Annotated in this window: 16 protein-coding genes; 9 read left to right on the top strand and 7 right to left on the bottom strand. The window is 56.2% G+C overall.

Annotated features, from left to right (window positions below; translation table 11 throughout):
* Window positions 1–7: 7 nt before the first annotated feature.
* From Poly59_RS05145 to Poly59_RS05135, 3 genes are all read right to left on the bottom strand, one after another.
* Window positions 8–1594 (bottom strand): sulfatase-like hydrolase/transferase, encoded by a 1587-nt coding sequence (locus tag Poly59_RS05145; protein ID WP_146532938.1) that lies wholly within the window; start codon window positions 1592–1594, stop codon window positions 8–10.
* 247 nt (window positions 1595–1841) lie between these two features.
* Window positions 1842–2747, bottom strand: coding sequence for a DUF58 domain-containing protein (locus Poly59_RS05140; RefSeq protein ID WP_146532937.1), 906 nt, complete (start codon window positions 2745–2747; stop codon window positions 1842–1844).
* A gap of 41 nt (window positions 2748–2788) precedes the next feature.
* Complete coding sequence (locus Poly59_RS05135) at window positions 2789–3781, bottom strand: AAA family ATPase (RefSeq protein WP_246151436.1); 993 nt, start codon at window positions 3779–3781, stop codon at window positions 2789–2791.
* Between the two features lie 238 nt (window positions 3782–4019).
* Here Poly59_RS05135 and Poly59_RS05130 point away from each other — a divergent pair, with 238 nt between their 5' ends.
* The 5 genes from Poly59_RS05130 to Poly59_RS05110 all read left to right on the top strand — a co-directional run bounded on the left by Poly59_RS05130 (window position 4020) and on the right by Poly59_RS05110 (window position 10096).
* Complete coding sequence (locus Poly59_RS05130; protein WP_186776025.1) at window positions 4020–6425, top strand: DUF4159 domain-containing protein; 2406 nt, start codon at window positions 4020–4022, stop codon at window positions 6423–6425.
* A gap of 135 nt (window positions 6426–6560) precedes the next feature.
* Entirely contained in the window at window positions 6561–6725 is a 165-nt protein-coding gene (gene rpmG, locus Poly59_RS05125) for a 50S ribosomal protein L33 (protein ID WP_146532935.1), read from the top strand.
* A 21-nt stretch (window positions 6726–6746) separates the two neighbouring features.
* The gene (gene recJ, locus Poly59_RS05120) at window positions 6747–8513 is read left to right on the top strand and encodes a single-stranded-DNA-specific exonuclease RecJ (protein WP_146532934.1); all 1767 of its coding nucleotides are present in this window, start codon (window positions 6747–6749) and stop codon (window positions 8511–8513) included.
* A 114-nt stretch (window positions 8514–8627) separates the two neighbouring features.
* Window positions 8628–9302: a peptide-methionine (S)-S-oxide reductase MsrA gene (gene msrA / locus Poly59_RS05115; RefSeq protein ID WP_146532933.1), complete on the top strand. Its 675-nt coding sequence runs from the start codon at window positions 8628–8630 to the stop codon at window positions 9300–9302.
* Between the two features lie 53 nt (window positions 9303–9355).
* The gene (locus tag Poly59_RS05110; protein ID WP_146532932.1) at window positions 9356–10096 is read left to right on the top strand and encodes an alpha/beta hydrolase; all 741 of its coding nucleotides are present in this window, start codon (window positions 9356–9358) and stop codon (window positions 10094–10096) included.
* Window positions 10097–10139: 43 nt separating this feature from the next.
* Here the strand turns inward: Poly59_RS05110 and Poly59_RS05105 are convergent, their stop codons facing one another.
* Window positions 10140–10787, bottom strand: coding sequence for a hypothetical protein (locus tag Poly59_RS05105; protein WP_146532931.1), 648 nt, complete (start codon window positions 10785–10787; stop codon window positions 10140–10142).
* Between the two features lie 118 nt (window positions 10788–10905).
* On the opposite strand from Poly59_RS05105, the gene Poly59_RS05100 reads away from it, so the two are divergent.
* Window positions 10906–11469, top strand: coding sequence for a DinB family protein (locus Poly59_RS05100; protein ID WP_146532930.1), 564 nt, complete (start codon window positions 10906–10908; stop codon window positions 11467–11469).
* A 58-nt stretch (window positions 11470–11527) separates the two neighbouring features.
* On the opposite strand, the gene Poly59_RS05095 is transcribed toward Poly59_RS05100, so the two are convergent.
* Together Poly59_RS05095 and Poly59_RS05090 are read right to left on the bottom strand one after the other, a co-directional pair.
* A complete protein-coding gene (locus Poly59_RS05095) occupies window positions 11528–12811 on the bottom strand; it encodes a DUF1559 domain-containing protein (protein ID WP_246151391.1) in 1284 nt (427 codons plus the stop codon).
* A gap of 55 nt (window positions 12812–12866) precedes the next feature.
* Window positions 12867–13301 (bottom strand): hypothetical protein, encoded by a 435-nt coding sequence (locus Poly59_RS05090; protein WP_146532929.1) that lies wholly within the window; start codon window positions 13299–13301, stop codon window positions 12867–12869.
* A gap of 262 nt (window positions 13302–13563) precedes the next feature.
* Between Poly59_RS05090 and Poly59_RS05085 the strand changes: the two genes are divergently transcribed.
* From Poly59_RS05085 to Poly59_RS05075, 3 genes are all read left to right on the top strand, one after another.
* Entirely contained in the window at window positions 13564–15108 is a 1545-nt protein-coding gene (locus Poly59_RS05085; RefSeq protein ID WP_146532928.1) for a HEAT repeat domain-containing protein, read from the top strand.
* A 3-nt stretch (window positions 15109–15111) separates the two neighbouring features.
* On the top strand, window positions 15112–15366 hold the full coding sequence (locus tag Poly59_RS05080; protein ID WP_146532927.1) for a hypothetical protein: 255 nt from the start codon (window positions 15112–15114) through the stop codon (window positions 15364–15366).
* 104 nt (window positions 15367–15470) lie between these two features.
* Window positions 15471–19421, top strand: coding sequence for an FtsK/SpoIIIE domain-containing protein (locus tag Poly59_RS05075; protein WP_146532926.1), 3951 nt, complete (start codon window positions 15471–15473; stop codon window positions 19419–19421).
* Between the two features lie 18 nt (window positions 19422–19439).
* On the opposite strand, the gene Poly59_RS05070 is transcribed toward Poly59_RS05075, so the two are convergent.
* Complete coding sequence (locus Poly59_RS05070) at window positions 19440–21239, bottom strand: AAA family ATPase (protein WP_146532925.1); 1800 nt, start codon at window positions 21237–21239, stop codon at window positions 19440–19442.
* Window positions 21240–21503 lie beyond the last annotated feature (264 nt).

The raw sequence follows: 21503 nt of genomic DNA, 5'->3' as shown, positions 1-21503 counted from the left end.
TGCGAGTCTAATTCGCAGACGCTTTCTGCTTTCGTTTTGCTTTGGGAGCCTGCTTCGCCAGACCATCGTCCGGTTGATTCCAAAGTCGGTGTGGATCATCAAGCCGGCGCATCTCGGCTAGCATCAATGCTTCCATTTCAGCGAGCTTGTCGGCATAGCGTGCATCACCAGCCAGATTGGTTTGATCCGCCGTCGGGGCATGGCCGGTCAATTTCACCAGGTCAGCATCGTGATGCTGAGCAAGAAACTCGCTTGGGTTATCGGCCAGATTGAACAACTGCTGCTCTTGCACGGAACCATCGAGCACGTCGTACTGAATCAGTTTCCAATCGCCTTTCTTGACACAGCGCATGCCTGGTTTGGTACCGCCGCAATAACAACCATACATGATATCGCGAACCGAATCCGTTTTGCCTTCCAAGACGGGCTTGAAACTGATTCCTTCGTTCGTCTTTGGTGCTTCGATGCCCGCTAAGTCACACATCGTTGCCAAGACATCCAGCAGGTAGATATCGCCGGGAGCTCGCGATCCAGGTTTGATACCAGGACCTTTGACGATGAACGGAACTCGCCACGTGTGCTCGTACAGGTTTTGTTTGCCTTGCAAACCGTGTCGCCCGATCGCCATACCGTGGTCCGACGTGTAGATCACATAGGTGTTATCGAGTTCATTCATGGAATCCAGTTTCTGCAGGACACGATCCAATTGAATGTCAATATTTTCGCTACACGCAAACTCGCGACCCATTTCATTTCGAATCGTTCGCTCGTCACGATTCGTCCACACTCCGCTGACTTTTTCCTCATCGCGCAGCCCTGGTTGTCCATGATGAAAGGGATGCTCGGGCAAATAGCCGACCGGCAATGCTGGCTGCTTTGGATTAGCCGCCGGCAAACTGTTTATATCCTTGTGATTGGTCGCACCATACTTTGCCAACAGTTCGGGTTTGCCATCACGCGTGTCGTGGGGATGCGAAAAACCAAAGTAAATCAAAAACGGATCTTCATCGCTTTTCGCTTCTCGATCATTCAAGTAGTCCATCACTTGCTGGCCATGCCAATGGCTGCCGGACTGGTCGGTTCCACCGCGTTTCGTGGCGTCATGAACGACAGTGAATTGCTTGTTGGCCGCATCGTACGAATTTCCTTGCTTACACGTTCGCATTGTGTCGTAGCCAGCCCGATTGAAGACCGAAGCCATCGTGTAGTCCACCAAATCAGGCGGCACTAGGTTCGGGTTCGCCGCGTTCGGGTTGTTCGTCGTCTTGTTGCCGCGGTCGGGGATATGCCACAACGTTCGGCCTGACATGATCATGTGACGCGACGACGTACAAACGGCTCCGACCCAAGCGCCCATCTGACGAGCCGAATCGATCACCATCCCTTCCGCTGCCAATCGATCAAGAGTCGGTGTCTGCAGCTCGGTTGCCGGGTTGTAACACGACAAGTCATAAGGCGACTGATCGTCGACCAACACAAACAAAATGTTGGGTCGCTTGGCGTCACCCTCGGCTGCGTTTGCGGTCGAGGACACCAGAAACGATGCCAGCGTTGCAGTCGCCGCAAAAACGGCAAAGGCAGATCGAACTCTCATAGGAGCAAAACTCGGTACGGGGGGAGGGCGGTCGGTAGGCGAGTTGCCATTGTAACCCGCACCTTCGAGCGACGGTGTTTGCCCTCGCGGCGTTTGAGAAATCGTACGGAAACAAGCTCGCGATATCACTCTCCCTTTGGGAGAGTCGGACGCGGGGTGGGAGGGTGAATTCGAGGGCGTGAACGATGGTTTTATTCCTGGACAGCGGCAAAAAGACACAGTCGAACAAGTTTCGGCTCAATGCCGATCAGAAACTTTGCTGTCGCTGCAGCAAATATTCCGTCAGCGCCTTGTCGAACGGCGTGCTGGTGTCCAGCGGGACATAATCGACGTGCAGTTTATGACAACCGGCACGGTAGGTTTCACGGAACTCGTCGAGTTGCTGCAGGTAGTCTTCGCGAAAACCCGTGGCGTCAACGGAAACGGTTTCGCCGGTTTCCGCATCTTCGAATTGGACCGATCCGTCATAGGGAAATTTCACTTCGGCTTCGTCCATGACATGGAACACGATCACGTCGTGACCGCCGTGCCGCAGCCGAGCGAGTGCTGAAATCACGTCATCGGGCGTGCCAGTTTCCGTATCGGTGGGCAACAGATCCGAAAACAATATCACCAGCGAATGTTGTTTCAGCATCGCAGCCAATTGAATCAACGACGTTGGCAAGTCAGTGCGTCCAGTCGGTTCCAATCGCGACAGTGACGCCATGACGTCACCCAAGTGACCACGACGACTTCGCGCGGGCAGCAGCGCTCGCATCTTTTCGTCGAACGAGATCAACCCGACCGGGTCCTTCTGCATCGTCATCAAGTACGTCAGCGACGCCGCCAAACAAGTGCAGTACTCAAACTTGGTCATCGAGCCGGTACCGGCAAAACCCATCGATTTGGACAGGTCCATCACCAAGTAACCGGTCAAATTCGTTTCAGCTTCGAAACGCTTGGTGTAGTACTTGTCGGTCTTGGCGTAGACCAACCAATCGATTAAGCGAGGATCGTCGCCGCGGTTGTAACGGCGATGCTCGCTGAACTGGACCGAAAATCCCTGGAACGGACTGCTATGAAGCCCCTGCAAAAATCCACGAATGACCATCCGGGCTCGGAGGTCGAGTCGCTTGATCGATTGCAACGATTCGGGAGACAGCGGGGAAGACAACGTGTATTGCACTAACGAGAAAGATTGTCCATTTCAAACATCTACTTCTTTGCCATCTTCTCGGGTTCAGGTGGTCTGATGTCCTGCAGAAGTTTTTCGACGATCAAGTCGGTGTTCATGCCTTCGGCTTGAGCCTGGAAGTTGGTGGCCATGCGATGGCGAAGCACGGGTACGGCGATCCGGCGAATGTCGTCGGGATCGATGCTGAATCGGCCGTCCATCGCGGCCAGTGCTTTGGCGCCCGCGATCAGGTTTTGACCGGCGCGTGGTCCCGCACCCCAGTCGACCAGTTCGCGAATGTACTTCGGCGCCGAATCATCGCTGGGACGAGTTGCGCGGACAAGTTTTGCAGCATAACTGATCACGTAAGGATTCACGGCGATGCTGGACACCAGTTTCTGGACGTTAAGAATCGCGCGTGCTGACAAGACTTTGTTGACCGAAGGTGTCTCGCCGCGAGTCGTCGCAGTCAGAATCTGTTCTTCTTCGGCCGCCGACGGATAGCCGACTTTGACGTTGAACATGAACCGGTCAAGCTGGGCTTCGGGCAGCGGGTAGGTACCTTCTTGTTCGATTGGGTTTTGAGTTGCGATGGTGAAGAACGGCGGCGGCAGATTGTAAGTTTCTCGGCCGATCGAGACCTGTCGCTCCTGCATTGCTTCCAACAGTGCCGCTTGTGTTTTCGGCGGCGTACGGTTGATCTCGTCAGCCAACAGGATATTGGTGAAGATGGGGCCTTCGACAAAGCGGAACGAACGGCGACCGTGCTCGTCTTCTTCAAGAACTTGCGTGCCCGTGATGTCCGAAGGCATCAAGTCGGGGGTAAACTGAATCCGCTTGAACTGGACGTCAAGGATATTCGCGAGCGTGCTAACCATCAACGTTTTGGCCAGTCCCGGAACACCTTCGAGCAGCACGTGACCGCGAGTGAAGATGGCGGCCAACAATTGCTCGATCACGTCGGATTGCCCAACAATGACTTTGGCCAGTTCGGCTCGCATCGTTTGCTGGTGATCAGCAAACTCGCGAAGCACGTCGCCTAAGTTACGGGCAGGCGTCGGCGTATCAGGCGTTGGCGGGCCCGAGGATGGACCAGGGGGAGGGCCCGATGGTGGACCAGGTACAGGAGGAGTAGAACCGCTCATGATGATTTACAAACATTCCTTTGCTCAGTCGGGTCGGCCAGACGTTGGGCTGATGAAGTTTAGCGTCTTTCGCCTTGTAGCGGCGACACGTAACCCGCATGGATGTCAGCCCGTGGAAACAAACCCGATGTCATCGCCGATTGTGTCAGTGCGAAGTTGTTTCTCGGTGCGAAGAGATTGGCGCAGCAAGGCGGCAATGCGAGTGATCCTGTTGCTGGCGATCCTGGCAGTCCTTTGTTGCCCGCGTTCGGCGCGAGCCGACGTCGATGCTGCGGCCGTTCAACGAGCGATTGATCGCGGCGTGGCCTATTTGCTGAAGAACCAGACCGAATCAGGCGGTTGGGACGAGTTCAGTGGCTATTCGTGTGGCCAATCGGCGCTTTGCACCCTGGCGCTGATGAACTGCGGCGTCGATCACAATTCGCCAGCGATCGCGAAGGCCATGAAGTACCTGCGTTCCCATGCGCCGAACGAAACGTACTCGGTAGCACTGCAAACGCTCGTCTATTGCCACCTTGGCGCCGCGGGCGATCTGCCGCGGATTCGTCGCAACGTCCAGTGGCTGGTCGATCGTCAGTTTCTCGAAGGGTCGGGGGATGCGGCCGGAGCATGGAACTATGGAGACCGTGGTGGCGCAGGCGATCCGTCCAATTCGCAGTTCGCCATCCTAGCGCTTGGGGCGGCCGAAGAACGCGGCATCTTCATCGAACCGGTGACGTTTGAGTCGGCGATGGACTACTGGGTACGCCGACAACGACAAGGCGGCGCGTGGTCTTACAATTCGCGAGACATTTCCGGCAGTATGACGTGTGCCGGAATTGCTTCGATCATCATCGCGCGAGGCCGATTGGGCGGCACGACATCAGCCATTTCTGGCGACACGATCCAGTGCTGTGGGGGCGACGACGAAGCCACCGATCCGGTCGAAGATGGCATCGAGTGGTTGGGCCGCAACTTCACGACTCAGGTCAACCCCGGCGGCAACCAGATGTCGTTTTATTACTACATGTACGCACTCGAACGGGTCGGCCGATTGTCGGGCCGGCGATTCATTGGTGATCACGACTGGTACCGCGAGGGCGCTCAACAGTTGATCAAGCTGCAAGACGATTTCCTCGGTTACTGGAAGAACGTTGGCCCGCTGGAACCCGAGGAAGTCGCAACGTCGTTTGCACTTCTGTTCCTGAGTAAAGGCAAACGGCAAGTCGTTGCGGGGCGTCTTCGTTACACGGGCGCCAGCGACAAAGACGCGAAGTCGTGGAAGCAACATCCCGACGGCATGCGACAACTGGTTCGCCACATCGAACGCGACTGGGGCCGCGACTTGACTTGGCAGACCGTGGACGCCGAGAACGCGGTACTTAGCGACCTGCTGCAAACACCCGTCTTGGTCATCAGCGGCAATCGTCCGCTGGATTGGTCGCGAGAAACCGCTGACACGCTGCGTGAATACATCGACCAAGGCGGCACAATCCTGTTCGAAGCCGATGGCGGCAACGGGTGCGGCGATGCCAGCGGATTTCAAAACAGTGTCGCTCGTCAATGCGGCGAGTGGTTTGACGGCGCGACGCTGGATCGATTGCCACCCGAGCATCCAGTGTGGTTCGCTCAGCGCAAGGTCGACGCGACCGCGATGGGCAAGAATTATTGGATGTACGGAGTCCAGGCGTGCTGCCGGACCAGCGTTTTCTATTCACCGTCCAGTTTGTCGTGCCGATGGGAACTGGGCGACCATCTGTTCCGGCGCACGAAAATCTCAGAATCGGCGAAACGGGAAATCGAAACGGGAATCGGCATTGGCGAAAACGTGATCGCCTACGCAACGGGCCGCGAACTGAAGGACAAACTGGAAAGCCGGTTTGTGATCGATGACAGTTCCGGCATCGACGCCAAACGTGGATCGATCCAAATTGCCGCATTGGCCCTCGACGCGGGTGGCCAAGAAGCGCGCCGCGCCGTTCCGAATGCCGGGTCGCTGATCGAGTCACGAATACCGCTAAAGATCTTCGCCAGCGACGCCCCCGTTGGTTTTGATGCAGCCGCGCTGGCCGATGTCCAGTTTCTGTGGGTTCACGGCCGCACCGATTTCGTCCTCAGTTCAGACCAAAGACGGGTGATCCGCGAATTTGTCGAGCGGGACGGGATGATTTTGGGGTCCGCAGTCTGTGGAGGCGAAGCGTTTTCGTTGGCATTCCGGCGTGAAATGGCGGCGATCTTCCCCGATTCGCCGCTGACCGTGATCCCAGACGGGCACCCCATTCTGGCTGCCAGCGGAGGATACGACATTTCCAGCGTCACGATTCGGACTCCGGCCGTCGGCGGGCGATCGACGAAGAACCGCGGCATCGGAAAAAGGGCAGGGCGACCGGTGATCGAAGTCGCGACCGTCAATGGAGTGGCCGGGATCTTCTTTTCGCCGCTCGACCTGAGCTGTGCACTGGAGAGCCCCAATTCGGTTCAGTGCCCTGGCTACAGCACCGAAGACGCCGCAAAAATCGTCGCAAACATCGTGTTATTCGGGATGCAGCAGTAGCCCCCCGGAAGCATTAGGGGACGACGCAACATTGAATTCGGTTTGACCCTTGCCTAAACGCCCCTATCCCTGCCATAATCCCGGGCCATCAAAACACCAACATCCTATTTAAACGTCCATTTGAAGACCTGATCGATGTCCAAGAGCAAGAAGAAAGCGGAAACGATCTTCCTCGTTTGCGAAGAAACCGGCGATTACAACTACTCGCTCAAGCGCAAGCCGGGCCGTGAAAAGCTGCGTTTGCTGAAGTACAGCTCGCGCCTTCGCAAACGTACCTGGCACATGGAAAAGAAGAAGTAATCACCCGACGCGGAGTCACGGATGCAGCGGAAATGGCGGATTGTCCCCCACGATTCATCTCGTATCGAAATGTTGATGCGAGAGGCGAGGGTGCCCGCCGTCGTTGCTCAGGTGCTCGTCAGCCGCGGTGTTTACACGGCCGCGGCGGCTGCCCAATTTCTTGACACCAAGTTGATGGGGCTGCGCGAACCGCAGTCCCTGCCCGGTGTCCCGCAGGCGACCGAGATCTTGGTTGCCGCGATCCGCGAAAAGCTGCCGATCGTCATTTATGGCGATTATGACTGCGACGGAATGACCGGAACCGCGATCCTGGTCAACGGTTTCCGCCTGCTTGGCGGTGACGTCAGCTACCACGTCCCCAATCGATTGGAAGACGGCTACGGGCTGAACGAAGACGCCATCCGCAAATTGGCCACACGTGGCAAAAAGGTGATTGTTTCGGTCGACTGTGGAATCACGTCCGTCGCGCATGCCGAATTGTGCAAAGAGCTGGGCGTGACGCTGGTCATCACTGACCACCACACCATCGGCGACCAATTGCCCGACGCCGACGCGATCGTTCACCCGCGATTGCCTGGATCCAATTATCCCTTCGGCGAACTCTGCGGGGCTGGCGTCGCGTTTAAGTTAGCTTGGGCGATCTGCCAAGAAATCTGCGGATCCAAAAAAGTCACCGAGCCGCTTCGCCGCTATCTGATGCAATCCTTGGCGCTGGCCGCGATCGGGACTGTCGCCGACGTGGTGCCACTGCTAGATGAAAATCGCATCCTTGTCGAACACGGCTTGAAGACGCTGAAGTCAGAACCGCTGCCAGGACTACTGGAACTGATGAAGATCCTGAAGCTGGACGAAGCTTCGGCGCTGGACACCGAATCCATCGCGTTTTCGATCGCACCGCGACTCAACGCTGCCGGCCGGTTGGGCCAGGCACAATTAGCGGTCGAGTTATTGACGACTCCAGCAGGCGACCGGGCCAAGGCGCTGGCCGACTACATTCACGAACTCAACAACAGCCGCGACACGCTACAGCGAAGCGTGTATTTAGCGGCACAGAAACAAGCCAAAGCGGACTTTGACATCGAAGGCGACGCGGCACTCGTGCTAGCCGGCGTCGGTTGGCACCAAGGCGTGATCGGTGTTGTCGCCGGACGCTTGGCCGAAAAGTACGCCAAGCCAGTCTTAGTGATTTCGCTGGACGCAGCCGGCAAGACCGGTGCCGTCGGATCGGGCCGAGTCGGTGGCACGAATATCAACTTGTACGACGCGCTAGCCGAATGCAGCGAGCGCCTGCTGCGTTTCGGTGGTCACAAAGCAGCCGCCGGCTTGACGATCGACGAACGCCAATTGGATGCGTTCCGAGGTGACTTCTGCGAAGCCGTCGCCAAACAGTGGGCCGACAATGAAGTTGTGCCGGAAATCGTGATCGACGCCGAAGCACCGCTGGGTCAACTGAACCTTGAAACGCTAAAACAAATGGAAATGCTGGCACCGTTTGGCGCCGGCAACCCACGCCCCATCCTGACCTGCCGCGACGTCCGCTTGGATGCGCCGGCAACCTTGATGGGTAAAACGAAGGCTCACCTGACCGTCAATTTGCGTCAGGGATCCAAGACCATCCGAGCGGTCGCGTTTGGTGCATCGGAATGGTGCGACGAACTGAACCAGACCGACGGCCCAATCGAGATCGCATATCGCCCGGTCATCAACGAGTTTCGCGGCTTCCGAAAGGTCGAAATCCATATCGTCGATTGGCGGCCGGCTAAGAAAACGGCTCCGATCGAAGCGTAGAGTCAGGACCGAGGCGTAGCATGATCGCCCGGGCACTCTGGATATGAATCGGTGCGGTTTCAGACGGACTATAATAAAGGCCCCGCTAATGTCAATGACGACCGAGGTGCCCTGATGTCCTGGCCCAAACCCGCCGTTTTTTCCATTCCCTACGCCGTCGCGATCGTTCTAACGATTGGCTGCTTTGTGGCGTCCGCTAGCGACGACGAAGCTGCGAACAACAAAGCTACACCCGACACAACTGTCTCCAAAACTGCCTCCGAGGTCACAGCAACATTTGCCGGCGGGTGTTTCTGGTGCATGGAGCCTCCCTTTGACAAAATGCCGGGTGTGATTTCGACGACGTCAGGGTACACCGGTGGCCGAACACCTAACCCGACCTACGAAGCCGTCAAAACAGGTCGCACCGGGCATATCGAATCGATGCAGGTGACATACGATCCGGCCAAGGTGACTTACCAAGCTCTGCTGACGCTGTATTGGCACAATGTCGATCCGATCACCGCGAACGGACAGTTTTGCGACAAAGGTGGCCAATACCGAACGGCGATTTTCTATGAAAACGACGAACAAAAAGAATTAGCCGAACAGAGCAAGCTGAGCATCGCCAAGCAGTTGAACATCCGCGTGCGCACCGAAATCATCAAAGCGACCAAGTTCTATCCAGCCGAAGACTATCACCAGGATTACTACATCAAGAATCCGACTAAGTACAAATTCTATCGCTGGACCTGCGGCCGCGACGCACGGCTCGATGAGATCTGGGGTGACAAAGCACGCAAGCCTTGATCAAACTGTCGGCGACACTCCTGCACGTCCACCGACCACGAGAAGAAGTCTGCATGTCGCTTACAGCCACCCGAACTCACATCGCTCCGCTCGATTGCATCGTCGTCGACGGTGGCCCCGATCCTTCCATCGCCGTCGTGATTTGTCACGGCTATGGCGCGTCTTACGACGACCTGGCGCCGCTGGCGGGCGAGTGGATTTCGATGATCGGCGATGCCGCCAAGAAACTGCGTTTCGTTTTCCCCGATGCACCAAATTCATTGGCCGAAATGGGCATGCCGGATGCGCGGGCGTGGTGGCCGATCAACATGGCGGCATTGGCTCAGTCCGTCCAAGCATCACGATTTGACGAGCTTCACAAGCACGAACCGCCGGGCATTGCAGCCGCTCGCGAAGCTCTATGCGAAACAATCCGGGCGGTAAAAACGGACCTTGGCGGCAAAGAGACTCCCTTAGTTTTGGGCGGATTTTCGCAAGGTGCCATGCTATCGACGGACGTAGCGGTGCGTGGTGACATCGACCCGCCTGCAGCGCTGCTGCTGTTTTCAGGAACGCTGGTGTGCGAAAAACACTGGAAAGCCGGCCTGTCGCGTCTTACTGAAACGAAGGTCTTTCAGTCGCACGGAACTGTTGATCCGATTCTGCCGTTCGCCAGCGCCGAAAAGCTGCGAGACTTGATCGCGTCTCGCAAGATTCCGATCAAGTTCCACTCGTTTGTCGGTCCGCATACGATCGATGGCGAATCGGTAGCGATCACTGCACAAATGCTGGCCGACACCGCCAACGGTGAATGAGCAAACGCCGCAGAATTACCGTCATCGCGCCCATCGCGAAACATCAAGCCACCGATGGTGTTTCAATGTCGCTGCCGGTCCATCCGAAACTTAGCTCTTGCAGTTCCGGTGGCATGCCCGCCATCCAGAGCCGCCAAAGTGATTTGCGTGATTCCAATCGAGTTCGGTAAACGATCACCGAAGCATTGTACGTCGCCTTGGATTCGTCGATCTTTTTCTGCAGCGATTCCAAGCCACTTAGGCAAGCGGCGATTCCTTTTTGCGACGGGAACAACGAATTTTGCTCGATCGCTTTGGTCATATGGAAGAGTGCATCAATGAACTCGTCCTGAGTCCTGCACATCGTCGCGCACTCATTGCTGTTGGCGACTTCGATTTGAAAGTTCCGGACACTCGCCTCGGCAACGCGATTGCAGCCTTGCAACTCTCGTTTGTTGTAATTGAGCAGAGGATGATCGGGCAATGAATCGAGCAGCGATACAACAACCAAATGGCGATCCAACAGCCTCTGCCTCAAATGACGCCATTCGACAAACGCCTGATGACGAAACGATTCAAACGCTCGCTTTTCTTGCCTGATTGCATAAGCTGCAGCCATTGACGCGGTCGCAAACGACGCGACGACAATCCAGATCACAAAATGCCCCAATTGACTTAACAAAACACGCGCTACGGCGGAAAACACGGACATCGGCACCGCACCTAAGGGCACCGCTGGGAGAGCCCCCCCACTCACTCCGACGTGAAGTCGCTAGGATAGTCCAAAATCCGCCGAGCACTGCCCCCCCGACTTTCATCTAAAACGAACGATGCAACGCAACGCAAGCCGACGCCCTGAACCGAGTGAGTTCTCGGATTCGCCCGCCGATTCAACGTACCAATGCGATTTAGTCAGCCGAATGGCCGGCGATTGCGCCGTGACGGCCCTGGATCAACAACTCTTTTGGCTTTGCGAACTTTCCGGCCATCTCAGCCCCGAGCAAGTCGACAAACTTCATCCGCCCTATCAATGGACGATCCGGCAAGTCTTTGGCCATGTTGCGGACGCCGAACGAGTGTTTGGGTACCGTATGCTGCGAATCGCGGCGGGCGACACAACGAAGCTGCCGGGGTGGGACGAAAACGCCTATGCCGACAGTCGATTCGGGTTGGGAACGATCAGCAATCTGGTCAACGAAATCGCGACACTGCGTCAGTCGAACTTGCTGCTGCTGAGACGAATTGAGCCCAAAGCCTGGGACCGTGCGGCAGAAGCCTCGGGCAACCGCATGACCGTGCGTGCGATCGCCTGGCTTGCGGCCGCCCATCTGCATCACCATTTCGAGATCATCGAACAGCGATGCGGTTTGAAAGTACAACGTTCGGCAACCTGAGTGCTGCACAACCTGAGTGATAGGCTACCTGAGCGTCGAGTTTTTATGGCTTTGCAACTTAGAATTCTTCGCCGATCACTTCGCCCGATGCTCGCGTTCCCAAGGCTCCCCAAAGTCCGTAGGGGCTCTTACTGCCGGGCGCGGCTCCACCGGTGCCACCAAGCTGAACGTTGGGCGTGTCGAAGTCGCCTGCTTCGATCGAGTCAGTGATGAATTTCACCGCCCCATCGGACATCAAGACGTGTGCACCGCCTTGGTGGTAACTGCTGATCGATGCGACACCGGGAGAATTGACTCCGTCGCCAGCGGCGCCGCCTAAACACAATTCTCGGTTTGGCGACAAAATCGTATTAAATGACGTCCAAACCGTTCCACCATGCGCCCATCGATAACCTCGGCCCTGGTCGGCCCCTGCCAACGTTGGCGAGACGCCTCCGTCGGAACCATCCGACCAAAACTTAGGCCGCTTGGGGCTGACCAAACCGTCGTGAAAACAGTAGTCGGGCTCGTCGCGAATTGTATCGGTACCATTCTCGATCGCCGCGATAGTGCGAGTATTGCGATCACCCACATCGGTTGCAATTTCGCCACACATGATCGTGTTAGACAGTCCGTCCAAGATGTCACGGAAACGCGTATCTCGGCGGGCGACGAATACACCACGACATGACGCTTGCGATTCGGCGACGACGGATACCGGCGTCGGATTGGTTAACACTGAGTTAACGATCTGAGTTGGCCCGGTATTCATCGCGACGATCGAATCACCAACGCAAGCGGCGTAGTTTGTTCGTCCAAATGATGGCAACCCGACACCGGGATCGCTCGGGCAACGCAGCGTTGGCAACTCAGTTTGCCAAGGCACGTACTGCGCAACCCACGGCGATGGTCCCATGGCAGGGAACGCGGGTGACTGGATTCCACCATCAACGCGCCGTTGATTGGGATTTGAAATCTGTTCCCAAAGAGCCTGCTGTTCCATGAACGGCGAAATCCCGACCAAGAACGACAGCGACATTTGATTGTTCATGTTGGCGGGCGAGTTGCCGTTGGTCCAAGTACCACCGAGGTGCCGGGGCAATTGCCGGTAAGCCGCATGATAGTTGTGCAGCGACAGTCCAATCTGTTTGAAGTTGTTACTGCAGCTCATTCGCCGGGCAGCCTCGCGAGCTGCTTGAACAGCCGGCAACAACAACCCGACCAACACACCAATGATGGCGATCACCACCAACAGTTCAACCAAAGTGAAGCCGGTACGACTGAATCGAGTACGAGATGAACTGTACACCGGACGCGAAGCAGCGTCCGCGCAGCAATAGCCGCGCATAGAAAAACCAAACATGGGAAACGAAATCCGAACCTGAGATATGAATAAAAGCAAAACGAACAAATGAACGTTATGCCTGCTCAGGTGGTCCCCTGGTCCAATTGCCGCCGGCTTCGTCGGACGACGCAATCCAGTCATCTGCAATCCAGACTTCGCGGCACGACAAATCTAACGACGACGGCAGTTGCCAAGCCAGCACCGCAGTTGATGACAGAGATCGGGCAGCACAAATCGCACACAAACCATCGTGGCAACGATCAGATGCCGCACGCTGGTCGATCGCACCGCCGGCAAACTGTTGGAAAGAGCCCGGTTCGGCATCATCGACCGTATTGGCGTGAAAGTGATGTCCCGAGTGGTCGTGACTGTGCCCGCAGGCTGGACCGGCATCTGAATGAGCATGGCTGCCACACCCCGCCACCGAATGCGCATGGAAGTGCGACGCGGGCAAAAGCCAGCCGCCAACCAAATAAGCAATCAGAGCGAGGCGAGTGATCCAGACCATCAGTCTTCGATATTACCAATCAAAATCGCACAAAAAATTGAGATTTTCAATTTTCACCGTATCGAAAGCGTCCAGCCGCCGCTAGACGTGTTTCTTGTCAATTTACAAGTTCTTCACGCATTGTTACGAAACCAGTGGGCAACAGGTTCAAAGATTCAACGCGTCGTAGAGCAGGGTTATCCGCACCTTGGGCCAGACGCCAAATCATGGGATAAAGGTAATTCCATCGCTTATCCTTCACCGCTGACCACAGTTTTATCTCGTGTTTGAAGAATCTCTCGACCAACTTTTGGGTGACCAGGCAGACCCCGTCGCGGCTGGATGGCGGCTACGTGAACTGGCCGAATCGGCCATCGACCACGGCCCCACGCTGCTCGCCGAGCTTGCCGCAAACGCCGAAATCATCGGAAAATCCGATGCGGCGATTGTCGGCGGTATTCTGCGAGTCCTTCACACGGTGATGTTGCAAGCCGGGCAAGAGACGATCGCGAGCCTGAATATCGACGAGATCGAGGTCATTGAAAAGACGCTGCCGGTAGGCACGCCCAACCGATATCTGCTGTTGCACCTGTTGGCGACGATCCGCAGCCAACTGTCGCTGGCACGCCTAATGGGCATGCTGCAATTATCGCCGCCCGAAAAGTGGATCGAAGCGGCTCAGGTACTTAGCCCGTTGATGCAAAACGATGACTGGCCGACCGATGCCATCTATCCCGAACTGCTCGGTGCGATCCAGCACCCGTCACTGGCGTCACCGATTTTGGATCTGACGAACTACCTCTTTCGCAAACAACGGGTGGCCGTTCATCCGGCGACCGATCGCATCGAAACACTGAACTTGCTGCTTGGCGAAATCAGTGGCCGACTCGCCCGCTTCGAGGAAGACCCACACACATTCGGAGACGATGTCGACACCGTTCAAAACCGATTGGGCGAAGCGGTAGCGCTTGCGGTTTCGCTATGCGACACGGTCGGAATGCTTGGCCAAGAAAGCTCGATCGGAAAGCTGCACCAAGCACTCGATCTAAAACATCGCCGCGTGCAATGCGAAGCAGCCGGTGCGTTGGCTCGTTTGGGCGACTCGGACGGCAAGGCCCGCCTGATAGAACTGACCAAAGATCCAACCGCGCGGCTTCGTGCGATCCACTATGCCGATGAACTTGGGCTGGGCAATCGCGTCGAAGAACAATATCGCAGCGACACCTCGACGGCCGAATCCGAATTGTCGCTCTGGCTAAGCCAACCACAACAGATGGGCGTGCCTCCAACCAGCGTCGAAGTCGTCGATACCAAGCGGATGCTGTGGCCAAGCTTTACCGATCCCGTTGATATTCACTTGGTACGCTTTGAATACAACTTTGGTGAACGCATCTATTCGAATGTTGGCATGACCGGACCGGTCACATTTGCGATGTCGGCTGACGTCGCCGACTTTGCGATGGCTGACATCTATGCGATCTATGCTGGTTGGCACGCCGAGCATCCCGAGATTTTCACTGTCGCGGCCGAACATCTCAATGAAGTGCAAATACGTTTCATGAACGCGTTTCAAAAGCACCTCGAACAGACAGGCTATGAATCGCTGAAGCCTGCGTTGTTGGGTTTCTTTCTAGAAGAAAAAGCGGGCGTATTCATGGCGATGCGAGACAACAAACCGTGCGCCGTGGTGACCGATGGACTCGAAACGATCGACTATCCCGTTGGCGGACGACTGCGTCCGATCACGCCCGGCGATCTATTTAATCTTTATAAAGGTCGAAAAATGCTGCGGACCTTTAACCCGACTTCCGTCGACGAAACGAGCTAGCAGATGGCTTTCAATCTAGGACGAGTGACCGATTGCGAAAACCGTTTGCAGCGAGACTTCGTCGAATTCGCTCGGCTCTGGTCCGATGTCCGCGAAACGTGGCAGGACGAGCGGCGAGCCAAGTTTGAACAAGAAAACCTGACCAGCCTGGGACCGAGCCTGAATCGGTTCTCGGCGGCGCTGCGAGACTTCAGCGACGCTGTACGCAAGGCCGAACGAGCTTTGGATGACGAAATGACTGGCAATAAGTCAGATTGACGTTGGCTCCGATAGTCATTGCGGGCGACCGCGGATGATAGAATAGTAGGCCAGTGCGACGCCATCCTCGTCGTCGACGCTTGCTCTTCGATTGGCTGCTCATCATGAAAGATACCACTGTTCGCCCCGCCGGCCTCTTCGACGTTCGCCGCCAAAAAAGACTACTCGACGGCTTATCGGAACGAATCACTTCATCCCTTCAGCAACGACAGCACCTGCTGGCCAAGCACGCCCAACAACGCGATTCCGAAGAAACCGATTTGACATCGGGACGCGCCGCCGAAATGGAACGGTGCCGGAAAATTCGTCGCGAAATGCTCTCCAAGTGGGACCAGTCCGAAGAGGAACTGACATTCGCCTACGAGTCCAAGGCAGTTGCCAATCGGATGGATTTGAACCGCTTAGCGGTCGTCTTTCGTCGCAAACAGGCCGACGAAACAAAAGGCATCGAACGAAAAGTCGATGCGCGGCGTCAAGCGGTGCTGCAGCAATACGAAAATCGCAAGAACCAACCCGGCCAAGTCAAACGCAAGGAGATCAAGCGGATCGACGATTCGTTGACCAAGATTCACGACAATCTAGAGTGGGCGCGGGCGTTAACGATCCGGCGACTCGATCGATTGCCCGAGGTCCAACCGACGACGGATCCCGACGAAGACATGCGAGTCGCAGCGCCCGAGTCCGTTCAAATGACGGTCGATTCGATCGCCGCTTTGACACGTCAATCGACAAAGGTCGTCGATGAAATGCAGACCGGCGTGGCTTCGCAAATCGTTGACAAGTTCTACCTTCCGATCGGTGTCGCGATCTTCATTGTTCTGTGGGCGATCGTGGCCTACTTTGTGGCCCCGCACCCGCCGTGGTTGTGGATGGCCGCAGGTGTCTTGCCAGCCGGTTTGCTGGGATTTGCTGCATACTTGATTCTGCTTTGGCCTCTGAAGCGAATGACAAGACAACTGTACCCGCGTGCAGAACGCATCCGATTGGCCGCGGAAGAATGTGCGGCGGCGGGACGAAAGATTGCAAACAAGACGGCCGCCGATGCATCCAGTGATTTGGTTTCACGCCGTGATGCTCACTTGCAAGCAGCGAAGCGATGGAAAGGCGAGCAACTCATTGCACTCGAGCAACGACTCGCGGAAGAGCAAACCGCACTTCGCCAAAAACTACTCCAAACAATCGAATCCACAAACGCAGAATACAGCAAGCAATCTGCGATCGTCACCAACATGATGCGATCCAGAGCAGAGTTGGTGGCCAAGGACATCACCAGCCGATTGTCATCAAATGAACAATCAACCCAGCAGCGACGCGAATCTAACGCAGCCGCCCGATTTGCAGAAATGCAGCACCTCGGCGTTCGCTTGAAAGCCGGTGTCGGACATGGGCTAAAGCGAATTTCGTTGACCGAGCAAGCGGCCAAACAAAAAGCGCCGGACTGGGATACCGTGCTAAATTCAGATCCCGGCGATACGTCACCATCAATCGATTTTGTCCCGATCGGCACTCTGCGAGTTGATGGCCAACTACGAAAGCTGCTGTCGACGCCACCGCCCGAGAACCCAAACAACCACTCCCCAAACAACAACGGCACCCCCGAGGTCGCCGTTGCCAACTCGGGTGAATCACTGCCCGAAATGCTGGCCGACGCAGAAATCCCAAGCGAATTGCCCGTTGTGTTGCACCGCCGTATCCACAGCAGTTTGGTGATCCACGCGGCACCGGGATCGATGGATGCAGCCCTCGAATTAGCACACCAATTTCTTTGGCGACTGTTGTGCAGTGCGCCGCCATCGCGAGCTAAATTGACGCTGATCGATCCGCTCGGACGTGGCCAGCACTTCACCAGCTTCATGGCATTGACCGACCATGACCCCGCCATCGTCAGCCACCGAGTTTGGACAACCGACCAAAAGATCGAGGCACGATTAGCCGAACTGGCTCATCACGTTGAAGATGTTTTACAGTCGAGCTTACGGGATCGATTCGAACGGATCGAAGACTACAACGAATTGGCCGGATCCATGGCCGAGCCGTACCGAGCAATCGCCGCGGTGGGTTTCCCCGACAGCCTATCGCGTGAAGGATACGGACACCTGCGTGCGTTGATTGAGAGCGGACTGCGATGCGGCATTTTCACGCTCCTAATTTGCGATCAGGACAAGCCTTGGCCTTCGGACATGCCAATCCCCAGCGGCGACAAAGTAATGTCGCTGAAAGTTGATGCCGACGGCAAATGGACATTGCTGCAAGATGGGCTCGAAGACCTTCCCTTCATCCCCGCACCGCTGCCGTCGACAGCGATTCGCCCGGCTCTGGTCGAAAAGATTGGTACGGCCGCGGTCGCCGCTTCGCATGTCGAGATTCCACTCGATTCGGTTTTGGCTGGCATCATCGAAGGCAAAGGATCCACATCCGACGAGATCTCAATTGCTGTGGGCAGCCAAGGTGCTAACCGATCCCTTAGCATCGAACTGGGGGAAGGCGTCCGTCAACACGTGCTGATCGCCGGTAAGACCGGTTCGGGAAAAAGCACGCTGCTGCATTCGATCATCACGTCGGGCGCGTATCGTTATCGCCCTGATGAACTTCAATACTATTTGCTGGACTTTAAGAAAGGCGTCGAGTTCAAACCGTACGCCGATATCGGTTTGCCGCACGCACGTGTGATCGGAATCGAAAGCGAACGAGAGTTTGGACGCAGCGTGCTGCAGCGACTTGACAACGAACTGCAACAACGAGGCGAAAAGTTTCGCGCAAGCGGCGTTCAGGAACTAGGCGATTACCGCACCGCCAGTGGCCAATCGATGCCACGATTGATGCTGGTGATCGATGAATTCCAAGAACTGTTCGTACGTGACGATCGAATCGCGGGCGACTGCGCCATGCTGTTGGACCGCTTGGTTCGGCAAGGCCGTTCGTTCGGCATGCACGTCGTGCTTAGCAGTCAATCATTGGCAGGCGCATATTCATTGCCTCGCGCCACTTTGGGTCAAATGGCCGTTCGTATTGCCATGCAGTGCAGCGAATCTGACGCAGCTTTGATCTTGTCGGACGACAACACGGCGGCCCGTTTGATCAGTCGTCCCGGCGAAGCAATCTACAACAACGCCGGCGGTCTGGTCGAAGGCAACCAGCCTTTCCAAGTTGCGTGGCTCTCGTCACAACGTCACCGCGAGATGCTAAGTTCGATCACGGCCCGCGATGAATCCTACCAGTCGCAGATGTCGCCACCGGTCATTTTCGAAGGCAACCGTCCGTGCCGATGGTCGCCGATTTTGGCAAACTCAGCCATCAAGGAATCAACCCCAGGAACGATCACAGGCCTGCTAGGCGAATCGGTTGAAATCGGCCCACCGATTGGCCTGTCGCTCGCCCGAAACACGGGACGAAACGTACTACTGATCACTCCGCCGGATTCACGAGCAGCCATATTGGCGACGACACTATCTGGGTTCGCCAAATCGCGAAAGGATTTGGAAATCGTCTACTTGGACGGATCACGTGTCGGCGACAGTGAATCACTGGCACCATGGATCGAAGCATCCGGCGCGAAGGTCCATTGCGTCAAGACTCGCGATAGCGAATCCGAAATCGTTCGGCTCAGCGAATTGGTGACGGCGCGAGGCGACGAATCGCACGATGCACCGCCGATCGTTGTGGTCGTCGATCCGCTGGAACGGTTCCGAGACCTGCGACAAGACGAGTCGTTCAACTTCTCGCTCGACTCGGCCGGAGCGGCAAGCGGATCTTCAGCCCTTCAGAGTTTGCTTCGCGATGGTCCCGCCGCCGGCGTGTTCACGGTAGTCGTTTGCGGTTCCGCCGAAACATTTTCACGCTGGCTACCGCGAGGCAGCCAACATGACTTGGAACTGCGGATCCTTGGCCCCATGAACCCTTCCGATTCATCATTACTGATTGATTCGCCGATCGCCGCGGAATTGTCCGCAGCAACGATGTTGTTGTACGACGATTCTGACGGACGAATCACCAAGTTCCGCCAATGCGACTTGCCCCAAGCAGCAGCGGTGAATTCGTGGCGAGAGTCTGAATAGCTGTTCTTCAAATCTCCGTTATTCACTCGGTGCAGCAGCGACTTCCTCATCCGGTGGACCAACCATCGCCGCCACAGGGTCGCCCCAGTCGGCGTCGAACGGTTTGCTACATGACTTGCATTCCACTTCGGTTCCCAACAGTTCGTCGTCGATGACTTCGGCCGCTTCACAGTGTTTGCATTTCACACGGACTTGGCCCGGCTCGTCAGCCATCGCTTGCAAGTGCGCGTTGGTGACTCCGGCCACTTCGATATCCTCGGGTTGCAAGGTCGTTAACAGATCACGATCGATGTCGGCCAGAGTCGACAACCGATTTGCTAACAACCGAACACTGCGTTCAAAACTGTTCCGCGAACAACGACCATTTCCAAAGTGACGATCGCGTCCGATATAGAGGTACGTGAACCCACGCAACAACCGACGTCGCGATTGAGTTGGCAGCGTGTATTTCGCCTTCGCAGCGATCAGTTCAAAAATTCGGCACAGGTCTTGCGGCGAATAATCGTCGAACGTCATCGTCGTCCCGACTCGCGAACTCAGTCCCGGGTTGCTACGAATCATCTTTTGCATTTCGACCGGGTACCCGGCCAAGATGACGACCAATCGCTCGCGTTGATCTTCCATTCGCTTCAACAGCGTCTGCACGGCTTCGCGCCCATATTGATCTTGGCCATTTTCGTCAATCAATGTGTAGGCTTCGTCGATGAAGAGCACTCCATCAAGGGCTTCATCAACTTTCGCGTTCGTCTTTGGCCCGGTTTGACCGGCGTATTCGGCAACCAATCCGCTGCGATCCGTTTCGACGAGGTGGCCTTTCTCTAGGATGCCAAGCGCCCCATAAATATCGGCAACAATACGAGCTACGGTGGTCTTACCGGTGCCCGGATTGCCGACGAACGACATGTGCAAGCTTGGCCGCGTGGTGGGCAACCCTTGCTCTTCGCGCAGACGTTCCATCTTCAAAAAATTCGTCAGCGTTTCGATCTGGTCTTTGATGCCATCAAGTCCAACCAAGCGATTGAGCTTTGCGCGAGCTTCGGCCAACCGTTCCTCGGGCGTCCGATCGTCTGGTGTTGCGACCGCCTTTGACGCCACCGGCGGCGCGGCTTTACTGCTGCCATCGGAACCGCGACTGCCGGATCCACCGGGGCCGGCCACCGGTGTTGGCTTTTCCGCCGCGGTCACGCTGACGCCATCGCGAAGTCGCTTTGCTTCATCTCGCAACCAACTTATCGCATCACGAGCGTTATTCGTATCGACTTCGTTGGCAAGCGTTTCCGGTGCAGCACCTTGCATTGTGTCAAACTGGTTCTGCAATTCGGCAATGCTTTCGTTTTCGGCTAAGTCAATACTGCCATCAACCGAGGCCAACAAATTGGCTTGCCGCATCGCCAGGGTTTCCAATTCGCCCCATCGATCCCGGATGGCAGGAATTTCGGCAAAGGGGCGAACCAGATCGGACCAGCGAAAATCCTTCGATGCTTCCAGCAACCAATCCACCGCTTCGTGCAACTGATTGCCCATCACCGACTTGCCCCAAATGTGTTCCAGCAGAACACGGCCAAGCTGCCGTTGCTCCATCGTCCGGCCGCTGGCACCAGGCACGACACCAGCAAATACTTTCATCAAGAATCCCTGATGCAGATCATCCATTTGGCTGGCGATGGAAGCCGCATCTGCGTCTTCGCCACCTGAGAGCCAGCCGTAAGAACCGCGGATCAGTTGGCCACTTTCAATGTACAAAGCTTGAGTTTGCTTTAAAGAATCGCGGTATAGACGGATCGATTCAATGATTTGGTCGTCGGGAAGTCGCGGCATGACAAAGATGACTCGTGGCAAAAGTTGACGTCAGAGAGTAGTTCAAAGCCCTGATCACGGAAGTTCGACGGAATATTGGGGCCAGATAATCGTCGCAGTAGTTCCCAAGATAACGATTTGACCGGATCCCACTAGCGTTTAGCGATCCGTTTGGTGATCCGTTTGGTGATCACAGATCGGTTCGTTAAACTAAGATGACCGGAGGCGTATTTCCCCTCACGCCTTTCCTGCCTCCCGATGCACCCACCTTCCTCCGTTTCGCGC

The organism is Rubripirellula reticaptiva, from assembly GCF_007860175.1.
GTDB lineage: Bacteria > Planctomycetota > Planctomycetia > Pirellulales > Pirellulaceae > Rubripirellula > Rubripirellula reticaptiva.
Note: the sequence above shows the minus strand (reverse complement) of the source record. Positions and strands in the feature narration are given on the sequence as shown.

Coding starts and splice junctions, on each gene's coding strand:
- Poly59_RS05145 (WP_146532938.1), bottom strand. CDS start 1,594: ATGAGAGTTCGATCTGCCTTTGCCGTTTTTGCGGCGACTGCAACGCTG.
- Poly59_RS05130 (WP_186776025.1), top strand. CDS start 4,020: ATGTCATCGCCGATTGTGTCAGTGCGAAGTTGTTTCTCGGTGCGAAGA.
- msrA (WP_146532933.1), top strand. CDS start 8,628: ATGTCCTGGCCCAAACCCGCCGTTTTTTCCATTCCCTACGCCGTCGCG.
- Poly59_RS05090 (WP_146532929.1), bottom strand. CDS start 13,301: ATGGTCTGGATCACTCGCCTCGCTCTGATTGCTTATTTGGTTGGCGGC.
- Poly59_RS05095 (WP_246151391.1), bottom strand. CDS start 12,811: ATGTTTGGTTTTTCTATGCGCGGCTATTGCTGCGCGGACGCTGCTTCG.
- Poly59_RS05110 (WP_146532932.1), top strand. CDS start 9,356: ATGTCGCTTACAGCCACCCGAACTCACATCGCTCCGCTCGATTGCATC.
- Poly59_RS05100 (WP_146532930.1), top strand. CDS start 10,906: ATGCAACGCAACGCAAGCCGACGCCCTGAACCGAGTGAGTTCTCGGAT.
- Poly59_RS05105 (WP_146532931.1), bottom strand. CDS start 10,787: ATGTCCGTGTTTTCCGCCGTAGCGCGTGTTTTGTTAAGTCAATTGGGG.
- rpmG (WP_146532935.1), top strand. CDS start 6,561: ATGTCCAAGAGCAAGAAGAAAGCGGAAACGATCTTCCTCGTTTGCGAA.
- recJ (WP_146532934.1), top strand. CDS start 6,747: ATGCAGCGGAAATGGCGGATTGTCCCCCACGATTCATCTCGTATCGAA.
- Poly59_RS05080 (WP_146532927.1), top strand. CDS start 15,112: ATGGCTTTCAATCTAGGACGAGTGACCGATTGCGAAAACCGTTTGCAG.
- Poly59_RS05070 (WP_146532925.1), bottom strand. CDS start 21,239: ATGCCGCGACTTCCCGACGACCAAATCATTGAATCGATCCGTCTATAC.
- Poly59_RS05075 (WP_146532926.1), top strand. CDS start 15,471: ATGAAAGATACCACTGTTCGCCCCGCCGGCCTCTTCGACGTTCGCCGC.